Source organism: Streptomyces sp. NPDC058701, assembly GCF_042715295.1.
Classification (GTDB): domain Bacteria; phylum Actinomycetota; class Actinomycetes; order Streptomycetales; family Streptomycetaceae; genus Streptomyces.
Window position 1 is genome coordinate 253,846 of sequence record NZ_JBHXSY010000005.1, and the last position, 21,201, is coordinate 275,046.

General features: G+C 72.3%; 18 protein-coding genes and 1 riboswitch. Of the genes, 17 read left to right on the plus strand and 1 reads right to left on the minus strand.

Features of this window, described 5'->3' with window-relative positions; translation table 11 throughout:
• Positions 1–330 precede the first annotated feature (330 nt).
• From ACFWW8_RS07550 to ACFWW8_RS07620, 15 genes are all read left to right on the plus strand, one after another.
• Positions 331–2,145, plus strand: coding sequence for a DUF5941 domain-containing protein (locus ACFWW8_RS07550; RefSeq protein ID WP_386525118.1), 1,815 nt, complete (start codon positions 331–333; stop codon positions 2,143–2,145).
• A complete protein-coding gene (locus ACFWW8_RS07555) occupies positions 2,142–2,894 on the plus strand; it encodes a sugar phosphate nucleotidyltransferase (RefSeq protein ID WP_386524939.1) in 753 nt (250 codons plus the stop codon). Before ACFWW8_RS07550 ends, ACFWW8_RS07555 begins: the two co-directional genes overlap by 4 nt.
• The gene (locus tag ACFWW8_RS07560) at positions 2,882–3,943 is read left to right on the plus strand and encodes an iron-containing alcohol dehydrogenase family protein (RefSeq protein ID WP_386524942.1); all 1,062 of its coding nucleotides are present in this window, start codon (positions 2,882–2,884) and stop codon (positions 3,941–3,943) included. Before ACFWW8_RS07555 ends, ACFWW8_RS07560 begins: the two co-directional genes overlap by 13 nt.
• The gene (locus ACFWW8_RS07565; RefSeq protein ID WP_386524945.1) at positions 3,921–4,700 is read left to right on the plus strand and encodes a CDP-alcohol phosphatidyltransferase family protein; all 780 of its coding nucleotides are present in this window, start codon (positions 3,921–3,923) and stop codon (positions 4,698–4,700) included. The genes ACFWW8_RS07560 and ACFWW8_RS07565 overlap by 23 nt, the downstream gene beginning before the upstream one ends.
• 8 nt (positions 4,701–4,708) lie before the next feature.
• Entirely contained in the window at positions 4,709–5,581 is an 873-nt protein-coding gene (locus ACFWW8_RS07570; protein WP_386525121.1) for a glycosyltransferase family 2 protein, read from the plus strand.
• A 99-nt stretch (positions 5,582–5,680) separates the two neighbouring features.
• Positions 5,681–6,610, plus strand: coding sequence for an ABC transporter permease (locus ACFWW8_RS07575; protein ID WP_386524948.1), 930 nt, complete (start codon positions 5,681–5,683; stop codon positions 6,608–6,610).
• Entirely contained in the window at positions 6,603–7,385 is a 783-nt protein-coding gene (locus ACFWW8_RS07580; protein ID WP_386524951.1) for an ABC transporter ATP-binding protein, read from the plus strand. The genes ACFWW8_RS07575 and ACFWW8_RS07580 overlap by 8 nt, the downstream gene beginning before the upstream one ends.
• A gap of 412 nt (positions 7,386–7,797) precedes the next feature.
• Entirely contained in the window at positions 7,798–8,727 is a 930-nt protein-coding gene (gene hpnC, locus ACFWW8_RS07585) for a squalene synthase HpnC (RefSeq protein WP_386524954.1), read from the plus strand.
• Positions 8,724–9,704: a presqualene diphosphate synthase HpnD gene (gene hpnD, locus ACFWW8_RS07590; protein ID WP_386524957.1), complete on the plus strand. Its 981-nt coding sequence runs from the start codon at positions 8,724–8,726 to the stop codon at positions 9,702–9,704. Before hpnC ends, hpnD begins: the two co-directional genes overlap by 4 nt.
• Before the next feature lie 238 nt (positions 9,705–9,942).
• Entirely contained in the window at positions 9,943–11,322 is a 1,380-nt protein-coding gene (gene hpnE, locus ACFWW8_RS07595; protein ID WP_386524960.1) for a hydroxysqualene dehydroxylase HpnE, read from the plus strand.
• A 53-nt stretch (positions 11,323–11,375) separates the two neighbouring features.
• Positions 11,376–12,470 (plus strand): polyprenyl synthetase family protein, encoded by a 1,095-nt coding sequence (locus tag ACFWW8_RS07600; protein WP_386524962.1) that lies wholly within the window; start codon positions 11,376–11,378, stop codon positions 12,468–12,470.
• 118 nt (positions 12,471–12,588) lie between these two features.
• Positions 12,589–14,637 carry a squalene--hopene cyclase gene (shc, locus tag ACFWW8_RS07605; RefSeq protein WP_386524965.1) on the plus strand — a complete coding sequence of 683 codons (2,049 nt, stop codon included), beginning with the start codon at positions 12,589–12,591 and terminating at the stop codon, positions 14,635–14,637.
• Positions 14,637–15,302 (plus strand): 1-hydroxy-2-methyl-2-butenyl 4-diphosphate reductase, encoded by a 666-nt coding sequence (locus tag ACFWW8_RS07610; protein ID WP_386524968.1) that lies wholly within the window; start codon positions 14,637–14,639, stop codon positions 15,300–15,302. The genes shc and ACFWW8_RS07610 overlap by 1 nt, the downstream gene beginning before the upstream one ends.
• A gap of 5 nt (positions 15,303–15,307) precedes the next feature.
• A complete protein-coding gene (gene hpnH / locus ACFWW8_RS07615; protein WP_386524970.1) occupies positions 15,308–16,339 on the plus strand; it encodes an adenosyl-hopene transferase HpnH in 1,032 nt (343 codons plus the stop codon).
• Positions 16,336–17,751: an aspartate aminotransferase family protein gene (locus ACFWW8_RS07620; RefSeq protein WP_386524973.1), complete on the plus strand. Its 1,416-nt coding sequence runs from the start codon at positions 16,336–16,338 to the stop codon at positions 17,749–17,751. The genes hpnH and ACFWW8_RS07620 overlap by 4 nt, the downstream gene beginning before the upstream one ends.
• Positions 17,752–17,775: 24 nt before the next feature.
• Here ACFWW8_RS07620 and ACFWW8_RS07625 read toward each other — a convergent pair whose 3' ends face one another.
• Positions 17,776–18,594, minus strand: coding sequence for a tyrosine-protein phosphatase (locus tag ACFWW8_RS07625; RefSeq protein ID WP_386524976.1), 819 nt, complete (start codon positions 18,592–18,594; stop codon positions 17,776–17,778).
• 312 nt (positions 18,595–18,906) lie between these two features.
• Positions 18,907–19,082, plus strand: a riboswitch (cyclic di-AMP (ydaO/yuaA leader).
• 2 nt (positions 19,083–19,084) lie between these two features.
• Here ACFWW8_RS07625 and ACFWW8_RS07630 point away from each other — a divergent pair.
• Together ACFWW8_RS07630 and ACFWW8_RS07635 are read left to right on the plus strand one after the other, a co-directional pair.
• Positions 19,085–20,086 carry a LysM peptidoglycan-binding domain-containing M23 family metallopeptidase gene (locus ACFWW8_RS07630; RefSeq protein WP_386524979.1) on the plus strand — a complete coding sequence of 334 codons (1,002 nt, stop codon included), beginning with the start codon at positions 19,085–19,087 and terminating at the stop codon, positions 20,084–20,086.
• A gap of 175 nt (positions 20,087–20,261) precedes the next feature.
• Positions 20,262–21,047, plus strand: a complete 786-nt coding sequence (locus ACFWW8_RS07635) for an SGNH/GDSL hydrolase family protein (RefSeq protein WP_386524982.1) — start codon at positions 20,262–20,264, stop codon at positions 21,045–21,047.
• The last annotated feature ends 154 nt before the right edge of the window (positions 21,048–21,201 follow it).

The window sequence follows — 21,201 nt, forward strand, 5'->3', positions numbered from 1 at the left end:
GGGGGATGTGCCGGAGTTCGCTGCGCATGGCCGCGACCTTCACGACGGTCATCAACCCCACCTCTTTCCCGTTCGGTCACCGTGTGGTGATTCAGGACGCACGGACGACGCTCGTACACGTCGTCGTCCACCGTAACACCGGGGCGGTTTGTGATCCCTCGGCATGATCGTCAATGATGATCCCGCCCGGGCCCGGGGCCCGGGAATATTCGGCTTATCGGGGCGTAAACGGGTGATGAACCCTTGCTTCCATTCATCCGATAGCCTCTGCCGACGTGTCGCCGCCCACGCGGCGCGCGCTTCGGATTTCGTTACAAGGAGTGAGTTCGCCTGCCGACCGTCATCCTTACCGGCCTGCCGGTGCCCGGATCACCGCTCGCGGACGAGCTGCGCTCCCTCGGCTTCGACGTCCGCCCCGCCACCGACCCCGAGGACGCCGCCGCCGCACTGGCCCGCGTACCGGCCGACCAGCGGGTCGCCTTCGTCGACAGCGAGTTCGTCGGGCACGTCCACGCGCTGCGCCTCGCGCTGACCGACCCCCGCTTCGACGCCTGCGCCGTCACGGGCGCCTTCGCCGTCCAGCCCGGTGCCCGCCCCGCCCTGGACCGCGCGGCGGCCGCGGGTGCGCTCACCGGCGGCGCCCCCGGCGCCGCCGGCGCCGGTCCGGCCCTCCGCGTCCCGTACGCCGACCGCCTCGCCGAAGCGGTCGAGGCCGCCGGCACCGCCGTCCAGCGCCCCGAGCTCGGCACGCTCGTCGCCACCGTCCCCGCGACCCCCGCGGAACGGGCCGAGGCCGTCGCCGCCGTCGCCTCCGTCGACGACGAGGCCGTACGGCTGCGGACCGCCGTGAAGTCCCGCGACGGCTTCTTCACCACCTTCTGCATCAGCCCGTACTCGCGCTACATCGCCCGCTGGTGTGCGCGCCGCGGCCTGACCCCGAACCAGGTCACCACCGCCTCGCTGATCACCGCCCTGATCGCGGCCGGCTGCGCCGCCACCGGCGACCGCTGGGGCTACGTCGCCGCCGGCGTGCTGCTCCTCGTCTCGTTCGTCCTGGACTGCACCGACGGGCAGCTCGCCCGCTACTCGCTCCAGTACTCGACGATGGGCGCCTGGCTCGACGCCACCTTCGACCGTGCGAAGGAGTACTCCTTCTACGCGGGCCTCGCCCTCGGCGCCGCCCGCAACGGGGACGACGTCTGGGCCCTCGCCCTCGGCTCCATGATCCTCATGACCTGCCGGCACGTCGTCGACTTCGCCTTCAACGAGGCCAACCACGACGCCACCGCGAACACGAGCCCCACGGCCGCGCTCTCCGACAAGCTCGACAGCGTCGGCTGGACCGTCTGGCTCCGCCGGATGATCATTCTTCCGATCGGCGAGCGCTGGGCGATGATCGCGGTGCTGACCGCGCTCACCACCCCCCGGATCGTCTTCTGCGCGCTGCTCGTCGGCTGCGCCTTCGGCGCCCTCTACACCACCGCCGGCCGCGTCCTGCGCTCCCTGACCCGCAAGGCCGAGCGCACTGCCCGGGCGGCCCGGGCCCTCGCCGACCTCGCCGACTCGGGCCCGCTGGCCGAGCTCGCGGCCCGGCTCGTCGGCCGCACGGTGCCCGGCGCCGGGATCGCCGCCGCCGTCATCGGCTCCGTCGCCCTGCTCTGGACCGCCTGGGCCTACGACTTCGGCAGCCGGCAGGTGGTCATCGCCGCCGTCGTGTACGCGCTGCTCGCCGGAGCCGCCGTCGCCCGCCCGCTGACCGGCGCCCTCGACTGGCTCGTCCCGCCCGTCTTCCGGGCGGCCGAGTACACCACCGTGCTGATCCTCGCCGCGAAGGCGGACGTCCCCGGAGCCCTTCCGGCGGCATTCGGCCTGATCGCGGCGGTCGCCTACCATCACTACGACACGGTGTACCGGATTCGCGGTGGCACCGGCGCGCCCCCGCACTGGCTGGTGCGGTCGATCGGCGGTCACGAGGGCCGGGTCCTGCTGACCGTGGTCCTGGCCGCCGTCCTCGCACGCGACGCGTTCCCCGTCGCGCTCACGGCCACCGCCGTGTTCGTGGCACTCGTGGTGCTCGTGGAGAGCATCCGCTTCTGGGTCTCCTCCGGAGCACCCGCCGTACACGACGAAGGAGAACCAGCATGATCGGCCTTGTCCTCGCTGCCGGTGCCGGACGCCGTCTGCGTCCCTACACCGACACCCTGCCCAAGGCCCTCGTGCCCGTCGGCCCCGAAGGCGACGAGGAGAGCATCACGGTCCTCGACCTGACCCTCGGCAACTTCGCCGAGGTCGGCCTCACCGAGGTCGCCGTCGTCGTCGGCTACCGCAAGGAGGCGGTCTACGCGCGCCGCGAGGCCCTGGAGGCCAAGTACGGCGTCACGATCACGCTGATCGACAACGACAAGGCCGAGGAGTGGAACAACGCCTACTCCCTGTGGTGCGCGCGTGACGTCCTGAAGCAGGGCGTGATCCTCGCCAACGGCGACACCGTCCACCCGGTCTCCGTCGAGAAGACCCTGCTCGCCGCCCGCGGCGACGGCAAGAAGATCATCCTCGCCCTCGACACGGTCAAGAGCCTGGCCGACGAGGAGATGAAGGTCGTCACCGCCGAGGGCGAGGGCGTGCGGAAGATCACCAAGCTGATGGACCCGGCCGACGCGACGGGCGAGTACATCGGCGTCACCCTCATCGAGCCCGAGGCCGCCGAAGAGCTGGCCGCGGCGCTGAAGACCACCTTCGAGCGCGACCCCGACCTCTACTACGAGGACGGCTACCAGCAGCTCGTCAACGACGGTTTCACGATCGACGTGGCCCCCATCGGCGACGTCAAGTGGGTCGAGATCGACAACCACGACGACCTCGCCAAGGGCCGGACGATCGCATGCCAGTACTGACCAGGCTGATCCCCTCGCCGGTCGTCGTCGACATCAGCCGCGGCGCCATGGACGACCTGGCCGGCCTCCTGGCCGACCAGCGGATCTCGGCGTCCGGCAAGCTCGCGATCGCGATCAGCGGCGGCTCCGGCGTGGCGCTGCGCGCCAAGCTGGAGCCCGTGCTGCCGCACGCCGACTGGTACCCGGTCGTCGACGGCACCATCGACTCCGCCGTGAAGCTGGCCGACGACATAAAGGGCAGCCGCTACGACGCCGTCGTGGGCCTGGGCGGGGGCAAGATCATCGACGTGGCGAAGTACGCCGCGGCGCGGGTCGGACTGCCCATGGTGGCCGTCGCCACCAACCTCTCGCACGACGGCATCTGCTCACCGGTGTCCATCCTGGACAACGACAACGGCCGCGGCTCCTACGGCGTGCCGACGCCGATCGCCATGGTGATCGACCTCGACGTGATCAAGGACGCCCCGGTGCGGTTCATCCGCGCGGGCATCGGCGACGTCATCTCCAACATCTCGGCGATCGCCGACTGGGAGCTCTCGCACCGGCTCAACGACGAGCCCGTCGACGGCCTCGCCGCCGCGATGGCCCGCACCGCCGGCGAGTCCGTGCTGCGCCACCCCGGCGGCTGCGGCGACGACGAGTTCCTCACCGTGCTCTCCGAGGGCCTGGTCCTCTCCGGCATCGCCATGTCGATCAGCGGCGACACCCGCCCGTCGTCCGGCGCCTGCCACGAGATCAGCCACGCCTTCGACCTGCTGTACCCGGGACGCTCCGCGCTCCACGGCGAGCAGGTCGGCCTCGGAGCCGCCTTCGCCATGCACCTGCGCGGCGCCGAGCAGCAGTCGGGCCTCTTCGTGGAGGTGCTGCGCCGGCACGGCCTGCCGGTGGCGCCCGAGGAGATCGGCTTCAGCGTCGACGAGTTCGTCGCCGCCGTCGAGTACGCCCCCCAGACCCGCCCGGGACGCTTCACGATCCTGGAGCACCTCAACCTGTCCGCCGCCGAGATCAGGGACGCTTACGCCGACTATGCCAAGACCATCCGTAGCTGAACTCCGGCCCGTCGTTCACCCGGCGGGCGTCAAGGACCGGGTCAGCGGCGAGCACTGGGGCGGGCGCCTCTACATGCGCGAGATCTCCCTGCGCATCACCCGCCTCCTGGTCACCACCCGGGTCACGCCGAACCAGCTGACCTACGTGATGACCCTCGCCGGCGTCCTCGCCCTCCCGGCCCTGCTCGTGCCCGGTGTCTGGGGTGCGGTCCTCGGCGTGGTCGCGGTGCAGATGTACCTGCTGCTCGACTGCGTCGACGGCGAGGTCGCCCGCTGGAAGAAGCAGTACTCGCTCTCCGGCGTCTACCTCGACCGCGTCGGCGCCTACCTGTGCGACGCGGCGGTCCTCGTCGGCTTCGGCCTGCGCGCCTCCGACCTGTGGGGCAGCGGGCGGATCGACTGGCTGTGGGCCTTCCTGGGCACCCTGGCGGCCCTCGGCGCGATCCTGATCAAGGCCGAGACCGACCTGGTCGGCGTCGCACGCCACCAGGCCGGGAAGCCCGTGGTCCAGGACGCGGCGGCCGTGCCGCGTTCCTCCGGCATGGCCGTCGCCCGCCGGGCCGCGGCCGCGCTCAAGTTCCACCGCCTCGTCCTCGGCATCGAGGCGTCCCTGCTCATCCTGGTGCTGGCCGTGCTGGACCAGATGCGCGGCGACCTGTACTTCTCCCGGCTGGGCGTCGCCGTACTGGCCGGCATCGCGGTGCTGCAGACCGTGCTGCACCTCGTGTCCGTCCTGGCCTCCAGCAGGCTCAAGTGAGCGCCCCGATGCGGCTGGGCGCCGTGATCATCACCATGGGCAACCGGCCCGACGACCTCAAGGCGCTCATCGATTCGGTGGCCCGCCAGGACGGTGCGCCCGTCGAGGTCGTCGTGGTGGGCCAGGGCGTGGAGGTCACCGGGATGCCCGAGGGCGTCCGTACGGTCTCCCTGCCCGAGAACCTGGGCATCCCGGGCGGCCGCAACGTCGGCATCGAGGCCTTCGGCCCCGGCGGCCGCGACGTGGACGCCCTGCTGTTCCTGGACGACGACGGGCTGCTGGAACGGACCGACACCGCCGAGCTGTGCCGCCAGGCCTTCGCGGAGGACCCGGAGCTCGGGATCGTCAGCTTCCGGATCGCCGACCCCGAGACCGGTGTCACCCAGCGCCGGCACGTGCCCCGGCTGCGCGCCTCGGACCCGATGCGCTCCTCGCGCGTCACCACCTTCCTCGGCGGCGCCAGCGCGGTCCGCACCTCGGTGCTGGAGCAGGTCGGACCCCTTCCGGGGGAGTTCTTCTACGCCCACGAGGAGACGGACCTGGCCTGGCGGGCGCTCGACGCAGGGTGGCTGATCGACTACCGGGCGGACATGGTGCTGCTGCACCCCACCACGTCCCCCTCCCGGCACGCGGTCTACCACCGTATGGTTGCCCGTAACCGGGTGTGGCTCGCCCGCCGCAACCTGCCCGCCCCACTGGTCCCCGTCTACCTGGGGGTCTGGCTCCTGCTGACCCTCGTCCGCAGGCCGTCGGCGCCCGCACTGAAGGCCTGGTTCGGCGGATTCCGCGAGGGGTGGACCACTCCCTGCGGCCCCCGCCGGCCCATGCGGTGGCGGACGGTCTGGCGGTTGACCCGGTTGGGCAGACCACCTGTCATCTGACCCGATCGCGTCTGGGACCATGGCGCGATCACGGGCCTCGTGCCACCAGCCTGATGCCCATCCTTCCTGCCGCATCTTGAAGACGGAAAGTTTCAACTTGTGAGTGACACAACCCACGACGGCGCCCTCGCCACGAGCAAGCCGCCGTCCGAAGACGCGGGGCTGAGCCCCGCGGAGCTCGCCAGGAAGTACGGCCTGTCCGTGAGCGGCGCCCGCCCCGGCCTGGGCGACTACGTCCGCCAGCTCTGGGGCCGGCGTCACTTCGTCATGGCGTTCTCCCGGGCCAAGCTGGTCGCGCAGTACAGCCAGGCGAAGCTCGGCCAGGTCTGGCAGGTGGCGACCCCCCTGCTGAACGCGGCCGTCTACTGGCTGATCTTCGGCCTGATCCTCGGAGCGGGCAAGGAGATGCCGAAGGGCGTCTACGTCCCGTTCCTGATGATGGGCATCTTCGTCTTCACCTTCACCCAGAGCTCGGTGATGGCCGGCGTCCGGGCGATCTCCGGGAACCTCGGGCTGGTGCGGGCGCTGCACTTCCCGCGCGCCGCCCTCCCGGTCTCCTTCTCGCTCCAGCAGCTCCAGCAGCTGATGTACTCGATGATCGTCGTCTTCGTCATCGCCATCAGCTTCGGCAACTACCCGCGGCTGTCCTGGCTGCTGGTGATCCCGACGCTGGCGCTCCAGTTCGTCTTCAACACCGGCCTCGCCATGATCTTCGCGCGCATGGGCTCCAAGACCCCCGACCTGGCGCAGCTGATGCCGTTCGTGATGCGTACCTGGATGTACGCCTCCGGCGTCATGTTCCCGATCGGGATCTACCTCAAGGACCAGCCGCAGTGGATCAGCGACGTGCTGCTGTGGAACCCGGTGGCGATCTACATGGACCTCATCAGGTTCGCCCTGATCGACGACTACGGCGCGAGCAACCTGCCGCCGCACGTCTGGGCCTTCGCCGTGGGCTGGGCCGTGGTGATCGGCCTCGGGGGCTTCGTGTACTTCTGGAAGGCTGAGGAGCGTTACGGCCGTGGCTGAGCAAACCGAGGGGCGCATCCCCACCGTGATCGCGGACGGCGTGCACATCGTCTACCGCGTCAACACCGGCGGAGCCGGCAAGGGCGCGGCCACCGCCGCGCTCAGCAAAATAGTCCGCCGGGGCAAGGGCGAGGCGCGCGGCGTCCGCCGGGTCCACGCCGTACGGGGGGTCTCCTTCACCTCGTACCGCGGCGAGGCCATCGGACTCATCGGCTCCAACGGCTCCGGCAAGTCGACGCTGCTGCGCGCCATCGCGGGCCTGCTGCCCTGCGAGGAGGGCCGGGTGTACACCGACGGCCAGCCCTCGCTGCTGGGCGTCAACGCGGCGCTGATGAACGACCTGACCGGCGAGCGCAACATCGTCCTCGGCGGTCTCGCCATGGGCATGAGCCGCGAGCAGATCAGGGAGCGCTACCAGGGAATCGTCGACTTCTCGGGCATCAACGAGAAGGGCGACTTCATCTCCCTGCCGATGCGCACCTACTCCTCGGGAATGGCTGCGCGCCTGCGCTTCTCCATCGCGGCGGCCAAGGACCACGACGTCCTGATGATCGACGAGGCCCTCGCCACCGGTGACCGCAGCTTCCAGGTGCGCTCCGAGAACCGCATCCGCGAACTGCGGGAGAAGGCGGGCACCGTCTTCCTGGTGAGCCACAACAACAAGTCGATCCGCGACACATGCGACCGCGTGCTGTGGCTGGAGAAGGGCGAGCTCCTCATGGACGGGCCCACGGAGGAAGTCGTCTCGGCCTACGAGAAGGCGACCAACGGCTGACGTCCGCCCCCGGACGTCAACGACGAGGCCCCCGCCGCTCAGCGCGGCGGGGGCCTCGTGGTGTCCGTGCTCCGGGCCGGGCGGCCTCCGGTGCATTTCCCCGCCATTCGACGCTGTTCGACGGCATTCGGCGACATTCGACGGCGGATACAGCGACATTCGGTGGCGGAGCGAATCCCCGAGCGGCCTTCGCGGCGCTGTACAGCGTAAGCTGAAGCGGTCCTGAATCGCGGCAAGAGGGGACGATTCACCGCAGGTGAACGGCCTTGAGGTACCCCGGGGAATCCCCGGCGGCGTGTCCGAAATAGGATGCATTGGGTCGGCAGTGTAGAACGGGAGATGTGACGGCAATGGCTACGGGAATTCTCCGGCCCCCAGGCACGACGGCCGTCCCCGCCCCGGGCGGCGGGCGGTGACCCCGGGGCACGACAACCGGCCCGGGTCCGACACGGACCACGCGCGCGCCACCCTCGGCAAGGCCCGGACGGAGAACTTCCCCGTCGCCCCCGTCTTCCTGCCGCGCGCCTGGCGCGAAGGCCTGACGGCGGTCTACGGGTACGCCCGCCTCGTCGACGACATCGGCGACGGGGACCTCGCCCCCGGCGGCCGCGACGCGGTGCTCCTCGGCCTCGACCCGGCCGCCGCCGACGACCGGTCCGCGATGCTCGACGCCTTCGAGACCGACCTGCACCGGGTGTTCGGCGCCGCCGACGGCCTGCCGCGCCACCCGCTGCTGCTGGCCCTCCGGCCCGTGGTGCGCGCGCACGGACTCACCCCCGAGCCGTTCCTCGCACTCATCGAGGCCAACCGCCGGGACCAGCGCGTCTCCCGCTACGCGACGTACGGCGAACTCCTCGCCTACTGCGAGCTCTCCGCGAACCCGGTGGGCCGCCTCGTGCTCTCCCTCACCGGCACCAGCACCCCCGAGCGGATCCGCCGCTCCGACGCCGTCTGCACCGCCCTGCAGATCGCCGAACACCTCCAGGACGTCGCCGAGGACCTCGACCGGAACCGGATCTACCTGCCGGGCGAGGACATGCGGCGCTTCCACGTCACGGAGACCGACCTGAAGGCCCCGAGCGCCGGCGCGTCCGTACGCTCCCTGATCGCGTTCGAGAGCGAGCGCGCCGCCGCGCTGCTCGATGAGGGCACCCCGCTCGTGGGCAGCGTGCACGGCAGGCTCCGGCTGCTGCTCGCGGGCTTCGTCGGAGGGGGCCGCGCGGCCCTGAGAGCCGTCACCGACGCCGGCTTCGACGTACTTCCCGGCCCGCCCAAGCCCACCAGGAGCGGCCTGCTCCGCGAGGTGGCCGCCGTCCTGCGCCAAGCGCCGAGAAAGGGGTGAGCCCGAACGTGGAGGGCCCCACACACGCGTCGTCACCGGCTGCGCCGTCCGCACCCGTCCTGGCGGCCTACGGCTACTGCGAGGCCGTCACCGGGTCGCAGGCGCGCAACTTCGCGTACGGCATCCGGCTGCTGCCCACCGACAAGCGGCAGGCGATGTCCGCGCTGTACGCCTTCTCCCGCCGCGTCGACGACATCGGCGACGGCACGCTCGCGCCCGGCGCGAAGCTGTCCCGGCTGGAGGAGACCCGCTCCCTGCTCGGCCGGATCCGGGCCGAGGAGATCGACGAGGACGACACCGACCCGGTCGCCGTCGCCCTCGCGCACGCCGCACGCCGGTTCCCCATCCCGCTCGGCGGCCTCGACGAGCTCATCGACGGCGTCCTCATGGACGTCCGCGGGGAGACCTACGAGACCTGGGACGACCTCAGGGAGTACTGCCGGTGCGTCGCCGGTGCCATCGGGCGGCTCTCGCTCGGCGTGTTCGGCACCGTGGGCACCGGCGGACCCGGAGCCGGCGACGCGGCGCGCGCCGGGGAGTACGCCGACACCCTCGGCCTCGCCCTGCAACTCACCAACATCCTGCGGGACGTTCGCGAGGACGCGGCCAACGGCCGCACCTACCTCCCCGCCGAGGACCTCGCCAAATTCGGCTGCTCGGACGGGTTCCGCGGTGAGCGGATGCCCGCCGGCTCCGACTTCGCGGGCCTGGTCCACCACGAAGTCCGCCGCGCCCGCGCCCTGTTCGTCGAGGGCTACCGGCTGCTGCCCCTGCTCGACCGGCGCAGCGGGGCCTGCGTGGCCGCCATGGCCGGAATCTACCGGCGCCTCCTCGACCGCATCGAGCGGGAGCCGGAGGCCGTGCTCCGCGGCCGCGTCTCGCTGCCGACGCACGAGAAGGCGTACGTCGCCGTCCGCGGCCTCTCCGGCCTCGACGCGCGCACCATCTCCCGCCAGAGCGCCCGGAGGCGGATCTGATGAACCCGACCCGCACCGCGCGGCCGGCGCACCCCGGCCGCGCGTCCACCCGTCCGGCGGCCCGCCGCCCCGGTCCCCGGCCCGCCCCCGCCGGCCCGGGCGGGGCCGCGGCGCAGGCAACCGGGAACCGGCCGAGCGCGTCTCTCCGTGCGGGCCGCGCGCGGCCGGCCGCGGCACCGGCCGCACGGGCCCGGCGGGCGACCGCCGCGCAGGGGAACCGCAGCACCGGGGAGGGCGCATGAGCGACAGCGACCGGCACGCCGTCGTCGTCGGCGGCGGACTCGCCGGGGTCACCGCCGCGCTCGAACTCGCCGACGCGGGACTCCGGGTCACGCTTCTGGAGGGCCGCCCGCGGCTCGGCGGGCTGGCCTTCTCCTTCAAGCGCGGCGACCTCACCGTCGACAACGGCCAGCACGTGTACCTGCGTTGCTGCACCGCCTACCGGTGGTTCCTGGACCGGGTGGACGGCGCCGCCCTCGCCCCGGTCCAGGACCGGCTCGACGTCCCCGTCCTCGACGTCGGCCGCCCCGGCCGCCCGCGACTGGGCCGGCTGCGCCGCAGCCGCCTGCCCGTACCCCTGCACCTGGCCGGCTCCCTGGCCCGCTACCCGCACCTCTCCCTCGCCGAGCGGGCGTCCGTCGGCCGCGCCGCCCTCGCGCTGCGCCGGCTCGACCCCGCCGACCCGGCGCTGGACGGCCTGGACTTCGCGACCTGGCTGGGCCGCTACGGCCAGTCGGCCCGTACGATCGAGGCCCTGTGGGACCTCGTCGGCATCGCCACCCTCAACGCCACCGCGGAGCAGTCCTCTCTCGGCCTGGCCGCCATGGTCTTCAAGACCGGCCTGCTCTCGGAGAACGGCGCCGCCGACATCGGCTGGGCCCGCGTACCGCTCGGCGACCTGCATGACACGCTCGCCCGCAAGGCGCTCGACGCGGCCGGCGTACGGACCGAACTGCGCGCCCGGGTGACCGCCGTCTCCCGTATGCCCGAAGGACACTGGCAGGTCGACACCGAGGGCGAGTCCCTCGCCGCGGGCACCGTCGTCCTCGCCGTCCCGCAGCGCGAGGCGCACGGCCTGCTCCCGGCGGGAGCCCTCGCCGACCCGGACCGGCTCCTGGACATCGGCACCGCACCGATCCTCAACGTCCACGTGGTCTACGACCGCAAGGTGCTCCGGCAGCCCTTCTTCGCCGCGCTCGGCTCCCCGGTGCAGTGGGTCTTCGACCGCACCGAGGCCTCCGGACTCCCCGACGGCGGCCAGTACCTGGCCCTGTCCCAGTCCGTCGCGCAGGACGACATCGAGGAGCCCGTCTCGCTCCTGCGGGACAAGTACCTGCCCGAACTGGAGAAGTTGCTCCCGGCCGCGCGCGGCGCCAAGGTACGGGACTTCTTCGTCACCCGGGAGCGGACGGCCACCTTCGCCCCCACCCCCGGCGTCGGCCGGCTGCGCCCCGGCGCGCGGACCGACACGCCGGGCCTCTACCTGGCCGGTGCGTGGACCGCCACCGGCTGGCCCGCGACCATGGAGAGCGCCGTACGGAGCGGACTGGGCGCGGCGCACGCCGCGCTCGCCGCACTCGGCCGCCACCGCGAACACCCTCTGCAGGAGGCGGCATGACGACGACCCCCAGCACGACCGGCACCGCACGTACAGGAACCAGAGGAGAACCAGTGAACCCGGGGAATCCGGCCGTCGAGAACACGGATGCCGGTGTGGGAGCCGCCGGCGGGGAGAAGGCGGACACGCTCGCCCTCCTGGAGCGCGGCCGCACGCTGTCGACGCCCGTGCTCCGCGCCGCCGTCGACCGGCTCGCGGCGCCCATGGACACCGTCGCCGCCTACCACTTCGGCTGGATCGACGCCCAGGGCAACCCCGCGGACGGCGACGGAGGCAAGGCCGTGCGCCCCGCCCTCGCGCTGCTCTCCGCCGAGGCCGCGGGCGCCGCGGCCGAGGTCGGCGTCCCGGGCGCGGTCGCGGTCGAACTCGTTCACAACTTCTCGTTGCTGCACGACGACCTGATGGACGGCGACGAGCAGCGCCGCCACCGCGACACGGTGTGGAAGGTGCACGGACCGGCGCTGGCGATCCTGGTCGGCGACGCGCTGTTCGCCCTCGCCAACGAGGTGCTGCTGGAGCTGGGCACCGTCGAGGCGGGCCGCGCGGCCCGCCGGCTGACGACCGCCAGCCGCAAGCTCATCGACGGTCAGGCCCAGGACATCTCCTACGAGCACCGCGAGCGCGTCAGCGTCGAGGAGTGCCTGGAGATGGAGGGCAACAAGACCGGCGCCCTCCTCGCCTGCGCGGTCTCCATCGGCGCGGTGCTCGGCGGCGCGGACGACCGCACCGCCGACAAGCTGGAGGAGTACGGCTACCACCTGGGGCTCGCCTTCCAGGCCGTCGACGACCTGCTCGGCATCTGGGGCGACCCGGAGGCCACCGGCAAGCAGACCTGGAGCGACCTGCGCCAGCGCAAGAAGTCGCTGCCGGTCGTCGCGGCCCTCGCCGCGGGCGGGCCGGCCTGCGAGGAGCTCGCCGAGCTGCTCGCCGCCGACGCCAAGAGCAACGACTTCGAGAACTTCTCCGAGGAGGAGTTCGCGGCCCGGGCGGCACTGATCGAGGCGGCCGGCGGCCGCCGGTGGACCGCCGACGAGGCGCGCCGCCAGCACGCCGTCGCGATCCGTGCCCTGGACGACGTGGACATGCCGCGGACGGTGCGCGAGCAGCTGGTCGCCCTCGCCGACTTCGTCGTCGTGCGCAAGAGGTGATCGCCACCCGCAAGCTGATATGACGCCACGGTCGCCGGCCGGCGCCGCCCCCGTCGGGGCGAGCACCGGCCGACGGCAGACCCCAGCACAGCACAGGCCACTGTTCTAAGGGGAAGCCATGACAGCGACGACCGACGGCGGCGCGGAGAGCGCCGGCGCTGGCAGCGGAATCGAAGACGGCCCCCGGCCGGGACCGGACCCGGCCGTTCCGTCGGTGGGTCCGGCCCGGCCGGAGCCGGCCGTGGCCGACCCGCCCGAACCACCCGGACGGGGGCGGCGGACGCCGCAGGAGGCCGCGGCGCGCGCGACACGCCACCTCCTGGACCGCCAGGACCCCGAGGGGTGGTGGAAGGGCGACCTGGAGACCAACGTCACCATGGACGCCGAAGACCTGCTGCTGCGGCAGTTCCTCGGCATCCGCGACGAAGCCGTCACCACGGCCACCGCGCTCTTCATCAGGGGCGAGCAGCGCAGCGACGGCACCTGGGCCACCTTCCACGGCGGCCCGCCCGACCTCTCCGCCACCATCGAGGCGTACGTGGCCCTGCGCCTCGCCGGAGACGCCCCGGACTCCGCGCACATGGCACGCGCCTCCGCTTGGATCCGGGCCCACGGGGGCATCGCCGCCGCCCGCGTCTTCACCCGGATCTGGCTCGCGCTGTTCGGCTGGTGGAACTGGGACCACCTGCCCGAACTCCCGCCCGAGCTGGTGTTCCTGCCGACCTGGGCACCGCTGAACATCTACGACTTCGGCTGCTGGGCCCGGCAGACCATCGTCCCGCTCACCGTGGTCTCCGCGCTGCGTCCGGTCCGTCCGGGCCCCTTCGCCCTGGACGAGCTGCACGCCGACGCCCGCGTTCCGAACCCGCTCAAGCGGCTGTCCCCGCTCACCAGTTGGGACGGCGTTTTCCAGCGGATGGACAAGGCGCTGCACGTCTACCGGCGCTACGCCCCGCGCCGGCTGCGCAAGGCGGCGATGGACACCGCCGGCCGCTGGATCGTCGAACGCCAGGAGAACGACGGCTGCTGGGGCGGGATCCAGCCGCCCGCCGTGTACTCCGTCATCGCCCTGCACCTCCTCGGCTACGACCTCAGGCACCCGGTCATGCGCGCCGGGCTGGAGTCCCTGGACCGGTTCGCGGTGTGGCGCGAGGACGGCGCCCGGATGATCGAGGCCTGTCAGTCACCGGTCTGGGACACCTGCCTCGCCGCGATCGCGCTGGCGGACGCGGGCCTGCCGGCCGACCACCCGGCCCTCGTCAAGGCCGCCGACTGGATGCTGGGCGAGGAGATCGTGCGCAGGGGGGACTGGGCGGTGCGGCGGCCCGGGCTCGCACCCGGCGGATGGGCCTTCGAGTTCCACAACGACACCTACCCCGACATCGACGACACCGCCGAGGTCGTCCTCGCCCTGCGCCGCGTCAGGCACCCCGACCCGGCCCGGGTGGAGGGGGCCATCGCCCGCGGGGTGTCCTGGACCCTCGGCATGCAGTCGAAGAACGGGGCCTGGGGTGCCTTCGACGCCGACAACACCAGCCCCTTCCCGAACAAGCTGCCCTTCTGCGACTTCGGCGAGGTCATCGACCCGCCCTCGGCCGACGTCACCGCCCACGTGGTGGAGATGCTCGCCTTCGAGGGCCGGGCCGCCGACCCCCGGACCCGGCGCGGCATCGACTGGCTGCTCGCCGAACAGGAGCCGGAGGGCGGCTGGTTCGGCCGCTGGGGCACCAACTACATCTACGGCACCGGATCGGTGGTGCCGGCCCTCACCGCCGCCGGCCTCGCCCCGGGACACCCCGCGATCCGGCGGGCGGTGCGCTGGCTGGAGTCCGTACAGAACGAAGACGGCGGGTGGGGCGAGGACCAGCGCTCGTACAAGGACCCCTCATGGGCCGGAAAGGGCGCCTCGACCGCCTCGCAGACCGCGTGGGCGCTGATGGCCCTGCTGTCGGCCGGCGAGCGCGACGGCGGTTCCGTCGAGCGCGGCATCGCCTACCTCGTGCGCACGCAGGAGGAGGACGGCTCCTGGGACGAGCCGTACTTCACGGGGACCGGCTTCCCCTGGGACTTCTCCATCAACTACCACCTGTACCGGCAGGTGTTCCCGCTCACCGCGCTCGGCCGCTACCTGCACGGAGAACCGTCCGTCCGCGCCGGGGAAGCGTGATGGCCGCGCTGCCGGAACGCCCCGGCGGCGAACCCGCCCCGCTGCTCGTCGCCTGCGCGCTGCGCATCGAGCGGGCGGCGCTGCGCGGCACGGGCCGGGGAGCCCCCGAGCAGTACGCCGTGCTGCGCACCGGCATGGGACCGCGCGCGGCCCAGCGGGCCGTCCACCGGGCCCTGGAACGGCCGGGCATGGACCGGGCCGCCGTCCTCGCGACCGGGTTCTGCGCCGGACTCGTCCCCGGCATGCACCCCGGGGACCTGGTGGTGGCCGAGGAGACCCGGGACCCGCACGGTTCCGTCGCCTGCACCGGCACGGCCCTGCTCGCCGACGCGCTGGCCCGGGCCGCGCCCGGCCGGACCGTGCACCTCGGCGCACTGACCGGATCCGACCACGTCGTCCGCGGCCAGGAGCGCGCGCGGCTGCGCGCCACCGGCGCCGTCGCGGTCGACATGGAGTCCGCGGCCACGCTGTGGACCGCAACCCGGGGAGGCGGGGCGCCCGCGGGGCGTCCCGTTGCCGCCGTCCGGGTGATCGTGGACGCTCCGGAGCACGAGCTCGTCCGCATCGGCACCGTGCGCGGTGGAATATCGGCCTTCCGTGTATTGCGTGCCGTACTGCCCGCTTTTTATGAATGGCACCGTTCTTCGCTGCTCCCCAGGAGGTGAGCCAGATGGCCATGCCGCTGCGCCAGTCCATCAGGGTCGGGACCTATCTTCTCGAACAGAAGCTCCGCAAGCGGGAGAAGTTCCCGCTGATCGTCGAGCTCGAACCGCTCTACGCCTGCAACCTGGCCTGTGAGGGATGCGGGAAGATCCAGCACCCGGCGGGGGTGCTCAAGCAGCGCATGCCGGTCGCCCAGGCGGTCGGCGCCGTCCTGGAGTCGGGCGCGCCCATGGTGTCCATCGCGGGCGGCGAGCCCCTGATGCACCCGCAGATCCACGAGATCGTCCGGCAGCTGGTGGCGAAGCGGAAGTATGTATTCCTCTGCACCAACGCGCTGTTGCTGCGCAAGAAGATCGAGAAGTTCACGCCGTCCCCCTACTTCGCCTTCGCCGTGCACATCGACGGGCTGCGCGAGCGCCACGACGAGTCGGTGGCCAAGGAGGGCGTCTTCGACGAGGCGGTCGCGGCCATCAAGGAGGCGAAGCGGCGCGGCTTCCGGGTCACCACGAACTCGACCTTCTTCAACACCGACACCCCGCAGACGGTCATCGAGGTGCTGAACTACCTCAATGACGACCTCCAGGTGGACGAGATGATGATCTCGCCCGCCTACGCCTACGAGAAGGCCCCCGACCAGGAGCACTTCCTGGGCGTCGAGCAGACCCGGGAACTCTTCAAGAAGGCCTTCTCCGGAGGCAACCGACGTCGCTGGCGGCTCAACCACTCGCCGCTCTTCCTGGATTTCCTGGAAGGGAAGGCGGACTTCCCCTGCACCGCCTGGGCCATTCCGAATTACTCGCTCTTCGGCTGGCAGCGCCCCTGCTACCTGATGAGCGACGGCTACGTGCCCACGTACCGCGAGCTCGTCAACGACACCGACTGGAGCAAGTACGGCCGCGGCAAGGACCCGCGCTGCGCGAACTGCATGGCGCACTGCGGCTACGAGCCCACGGCCGTCCTCGCCACCATGGGCTCCCTCAAGGAGTCCCTGCGGGCGGCCCGCGAGACGATCGGCGGGAACCGGGGCAGGTCGGCATGAGCGCCGGTCCGCGGGAGGGGGGCGGCCGGGGCGCGGGCTTCGACCTCGGCGCCCTGCTGGCCGAGCGCGGCGCGGAGCGCTACGAACTGCACGCCCGGTACCTCAACCACCAGCTGCCCCGGATGCTGCACACCATCGGCTTCGACAAGGTCTACGAGCGGGCCGAGGGAGCCCATTTCTGGGACGCCGAGGGCAACGACTACCTGGACATGCTGGCGGGCTTCGGGGTGATGGGCCTGGGGCGCCACCACCCCGTGGTCCGCCGGGCGCTGCACGACGTGCTCGACGCCCAGCTCGCCGACCTGACCCGCTTCGACTGCCAGCCGCTGCCCGGCCTGCTGGCCGAGAAGCTCCTCTCGTACAGCCCCCACCTGGACCGGGTCTTCTTCGGCAACAGCGGCACCGAGGCGGTGGAGACCGCCCTGAAGTTCGCCCGGTACGCCACCGGGCGGCCCAGGGTCCTCTACTGCGACCACGCCTTCCACGGGCTGACCACGGGGGCGCTCTCGGTGAACGGGGAGGGCGCCTTCCGGGACGGTTTCGCGCCGCTGCTGCCCGATACGAAGATCGCGCTCGGTGACCTGGCGGCCCTGGAACGGGAGCTGCGGCGCGGGGACGTGGCCGCCCTCGTGGTGGAGCCGATCCAGGGCAAGGGGGTCCTCGCCGCCCCGCCCGGGTTCCTGCTCGCCGCGCAGGAGCTGGTGCACCGGCACAAGGCGCTGCTGATCGCCGACGAGGTGCAGACGGGCCTGGGACGCACCGGCGACTTCTACGCGTACCAGCACGAGCCGGGCGTGGAGCCCGACCTCGTGTGCGTCGCCAAGGCGCTGTCCGGCGGGTACGTGCCGGTCGGCGCGACCCTGGGCAAGGACTGGATCTTCAGACGCGTCTACTCGTCCATGGACCGGGTGCTCGTCCACTCCGCGAGCTTCGGTTCCAACGCGCAGGCGATGGCGGCCGGGCTTGCGGTGCTCTCCGTCATGGAGGACGAGGAGGTCGTCGCGCACGCGCGGACCACGGGCGACCTGCTGCGCGGGCGGCTGGCGGCCCTCGTGGACGAGTACGAGCTGCTGCACGAGGTGCGGGGGCGCGGGCTGATGATCGGCATCGAGTTCGGCCGGCCGTCGTCGCTGGGGCTGCGCAGCCGGTGGACGATGCTCCAGGCGGCCCGCAAGGGGCTCTTCGCGCAGATGGTCGTGGTGCCGCTGCTGCAGAAGCACCGCATCCTCACCCAGGTGTCCGGCGACCACCTGGAAGTGATCAAACTCATCCCGCCGCTCGTCGTGGACGAGGCCGACGTCGACCGGTTCGTCGGTGCCTTCCGCGAGGTGATGGACGAGGCGCACGGCGGGTCCGGGCTGATGTGGGACTTCGGCCGGACGCTGGTGAAGCAGGCCGTCGGCAACCGCTGACCGCCGACGGCCCGCCCCGGCGGGTCAGTCCAGCAGTCCCGCCCGGAGCCGTGCGAGGGTCTCGGGCGCCAGCCCGAGGCCCTCGGCCAGGTAGGCGTCCACCCCGCCCCAGGTCTCGTCGATGGTGTCGAACGCCGCCGTCAGGTACGCGGCGCGGGCGTCGAACAGCGGGGACAGCAGCTCCATGACCTCGGCGGAGCGGGCCTCGGGGGCGTCGCTGCCGCGGCGCAGCCGGTAGCGGCGGTGCGGAGCGTTGGACTCCAGGTAGTCCGCCACGATCGCCTCGCGCTCGACTCCGAGGGCGAGCAGGGTGACGGCGACGGACAGGCCGGCCCGGTCCTTGCCGGCCGCGCAGTGCATGAGCGCGGGGACGCTGTCCCCGGCGAGCGCGTGCAGGACCAGGCTGTGCTCGGCGGTGCGGTTCGCGATGATCGAGCGGTACGAGTTCGCCATCCTGGCGGCGCCCCTCCCGTCGCCCAGGAGTCCGCGGAGCTGGTCCAGATCGCCGTCGCGGACCATCTTCCAGAACTCCCGGCCGTCGGCCGGATCCGAGAGCGGGATGTTGACGTTCCGCACGCCGGGGAGCTCCACGTCCGGCCCTTCCAGGGCGTGGTCGGCGTCGTTGCGGAAATCGAAGACGGTGTGGAGTCCGAGCGAGTTGAGGAACTCTGCATCGGTTTCGGTGGCATGTGCGAGATGTCCGCTTCGGAAGAGTCGTCCCGGCCTGACCCTCCGTCCGTCCCGCGTCGGCAGACCGCCCACGTCGCGGAAGTTCCGCACTCCGGTCAGGTTCGGCTCCGGCTGCGACCGCCCGGTCGGGGTCGGGGGTATCTGCTGGGTCACGTGAACTCCTCCGCGTCGTCGTAGGGTGTCCGAATTGCACTACTTGGCAGCAACTTGCCATATCCGGAGGCGAGATCGGGCGCCCGTCCGTGAGCCAGATCATACGGTGACCGTGAGTGCCTGATCGCGAAAGCCGAATGGCCCAGCCAGACCGGATGTTGGTGGTCCGGAATGGACGCAGGGTGACCGGAATTCCGTCGATCCCTCACCTCTGGGATTCCGTCAGGTAATTCGCGGCTTGTTCCGTGCGGCCCGACTCGATTACCTTCGCGATCGATCCGGGCGGACCGCCGAATCCTGCCGCCACCCGGAAAACCGCACCCGACTATTCACGCGCGGCAGGAGCGGGGGAACCAGGTAAGCCGCCGTCCCGAGTCTTCATATCGGGACGGCTCGGGGTGAAGCCGTACATGTGCCCATACGTGTGCGGCCGGACATCTCCAGTCCGAACCCGACAGCTCACCTCGCAGGCGACGGAGAGGAAACCGCCATGCCCGCAAAGGGTAAGCACCGCCGTCCCAAGTCCCTTTCCATCTCCCGCGGTTTCGCCGTCGCCGGCACCGGTGGCGCGGCCCTCGCGCTGCCGCTGATGGGCGCCACCGGCGCCCAGGCGTCCGGAGCCCCGGCCGCCGCGCCGGCCAGCGTGCCCGCCGTGGCCCCGCAGCTGCCGGTAGCGCTGCAGGCCGCACCGGTCGCCGCCCCGGCCGCCGCGCCGGTCGTGTACACGGTCGTGTCCGGCGACTACCTCTCCAAGATCGCCGCGCAGCGCGACCTGGCCGGCGGCTGGGAGCAGTTGTACGCCGACAACCGCGAGGCCGTCGGCGCCGACCCCTCGCTGATCCACCCGGGCCTCAAGCTGACGCTCGGCGCGAAGGGCGCCCCCGCTCCGAGCGCCGCCGCCCCGGCTCCGGCCCCGGCCCCGGCGGAGAAGCCGGTCCAGAAGAAGCAGAAGCCGGCCGAGGCCCCGGTCTCCGGCAAGGCCGCCTCGGGGGAGCAGGACGCCCCCGCCAAGAAGACGCAGCCCAAGGCCAAGCAGAAGGCGCAGGGCGGCGGCGAGACCTCCGCCGGCGCGGCGGCGCCCTCCGGCGCCGGCTTCGTGGCCCCCGTCGGCGGCGGGGTCTCCACCCAGTACAGGGCGAGTGGCGCCATGTGGTCCTCGGGTTACCACACCGGAGTCGACTTCATCGCGAGCTCCGGCACCACCGTCAAGGCCGTCGGCGCGGGCACCGTCGTCTCCGCGGGCTGGGGCGGTTCGTACGGCAACGAGGTCGTGATCCGGCACGCGGACGGCAAGTACTCGCAGTACGGCCACCTCTCCTCGCTGTCCGTCTCCGCCGGCCAGAGCGTGACCGCCGGCCAGCGCATCGGCCTCTCCGGCTCCACCGGCAACTCCTCCGGCCCGCACCTGCACTTCGAGATCCGCACGGGCCCGTCCTACGGCTCCGACATCAACCCGGTGGCCTACCTCCGCTCGAAGGGCGCCACCGTCTGACGGTGAGACGTCCGGCGGCATCCGCCGCGGCAGGGACACGCGTCAGGCCGGGACCCGAGGGGGGTCCCGGCCTGACGCGTACTTATTCCTTATCCCGCACGTGGTACAGATCACGGTCCGTTAACCCCTGCTTACGTTGGCGTAGGTTGCCCGCGGGGGTGAAGGATGGTGCGTCGTGGCAGCGACGACGACGACACTCAAGACCATCGGCTCGTACGCGGCGATCGGGGACAGCTTCACCGAGGGTGTGGGGGACCCGGGACCGGGGGGTTCGTTTCTCGGCTGGGCGGACCGGCTCGCCGTGCTCCTGGCCGATCGACGTGACGAGCACGACTTCCGATACGCGAACCTGGCCGTACGCGGCCGGCTCCTCGACCAGATCGTGGCCGAGCAGGTCCCGCGGGCCAAGGCGCTCGCACCCGACCTCGTGACCTTCTGCGCGGGCGGCAACGACATCATCCGGCCCGGCAGCGACCCCGACGACGTGGCGGAGCGGTTCGAGGCCGCCGTGGCCGACCTCGCCGGGTCCGTGGGGCAGGTCATGATCACCACCGGCTTCGACACTCGGGGAGTGCCCGTCCTGCGGCACCTCCGCGGCAAGGTGGCGACGTACAGCGCCCACGTGCGCGCGATCGCCGACCGGTACGACTGCCCGGTGCTCGACCTCTGGTCCCTCAGATCCGTACAGGACCGGCGGGCCTGGGACGGCGACCGGCTGCACCTCTCGCCCGAGGGACACACGCGCGTGGCCCTGCGCGCCGCGCAGGTCCTCGGGATCCCGGTGCCGACCGACCCCGACCAGCCGTGGCCGCCGCAGCGGCCGCGCGGCTCGGTGGACACCACCCGGGACAACATCCAGTGGGCCCGCGAGCACCTCGTCCCCTGGATCGGGCGCCGGCTGCGCGGGGAGTCCTCCGGGGACCACGTCGCGGCGAAGCGGCCGGACCTGCTGCCGCTGTAGGCGGGCGGGGGCGGGAGCGCCGGGACGCACGGCGCGCCGCCAGGGGAGTGGGGAGAGGGGCGGGGGCGGCCGGGGCGCCTGCGACACGGGGGACCACCCGGCCGGGAGTGGAATCCTTCGGGGCCCGTGTGCGTTGGGATGGGGGTAGACGTCC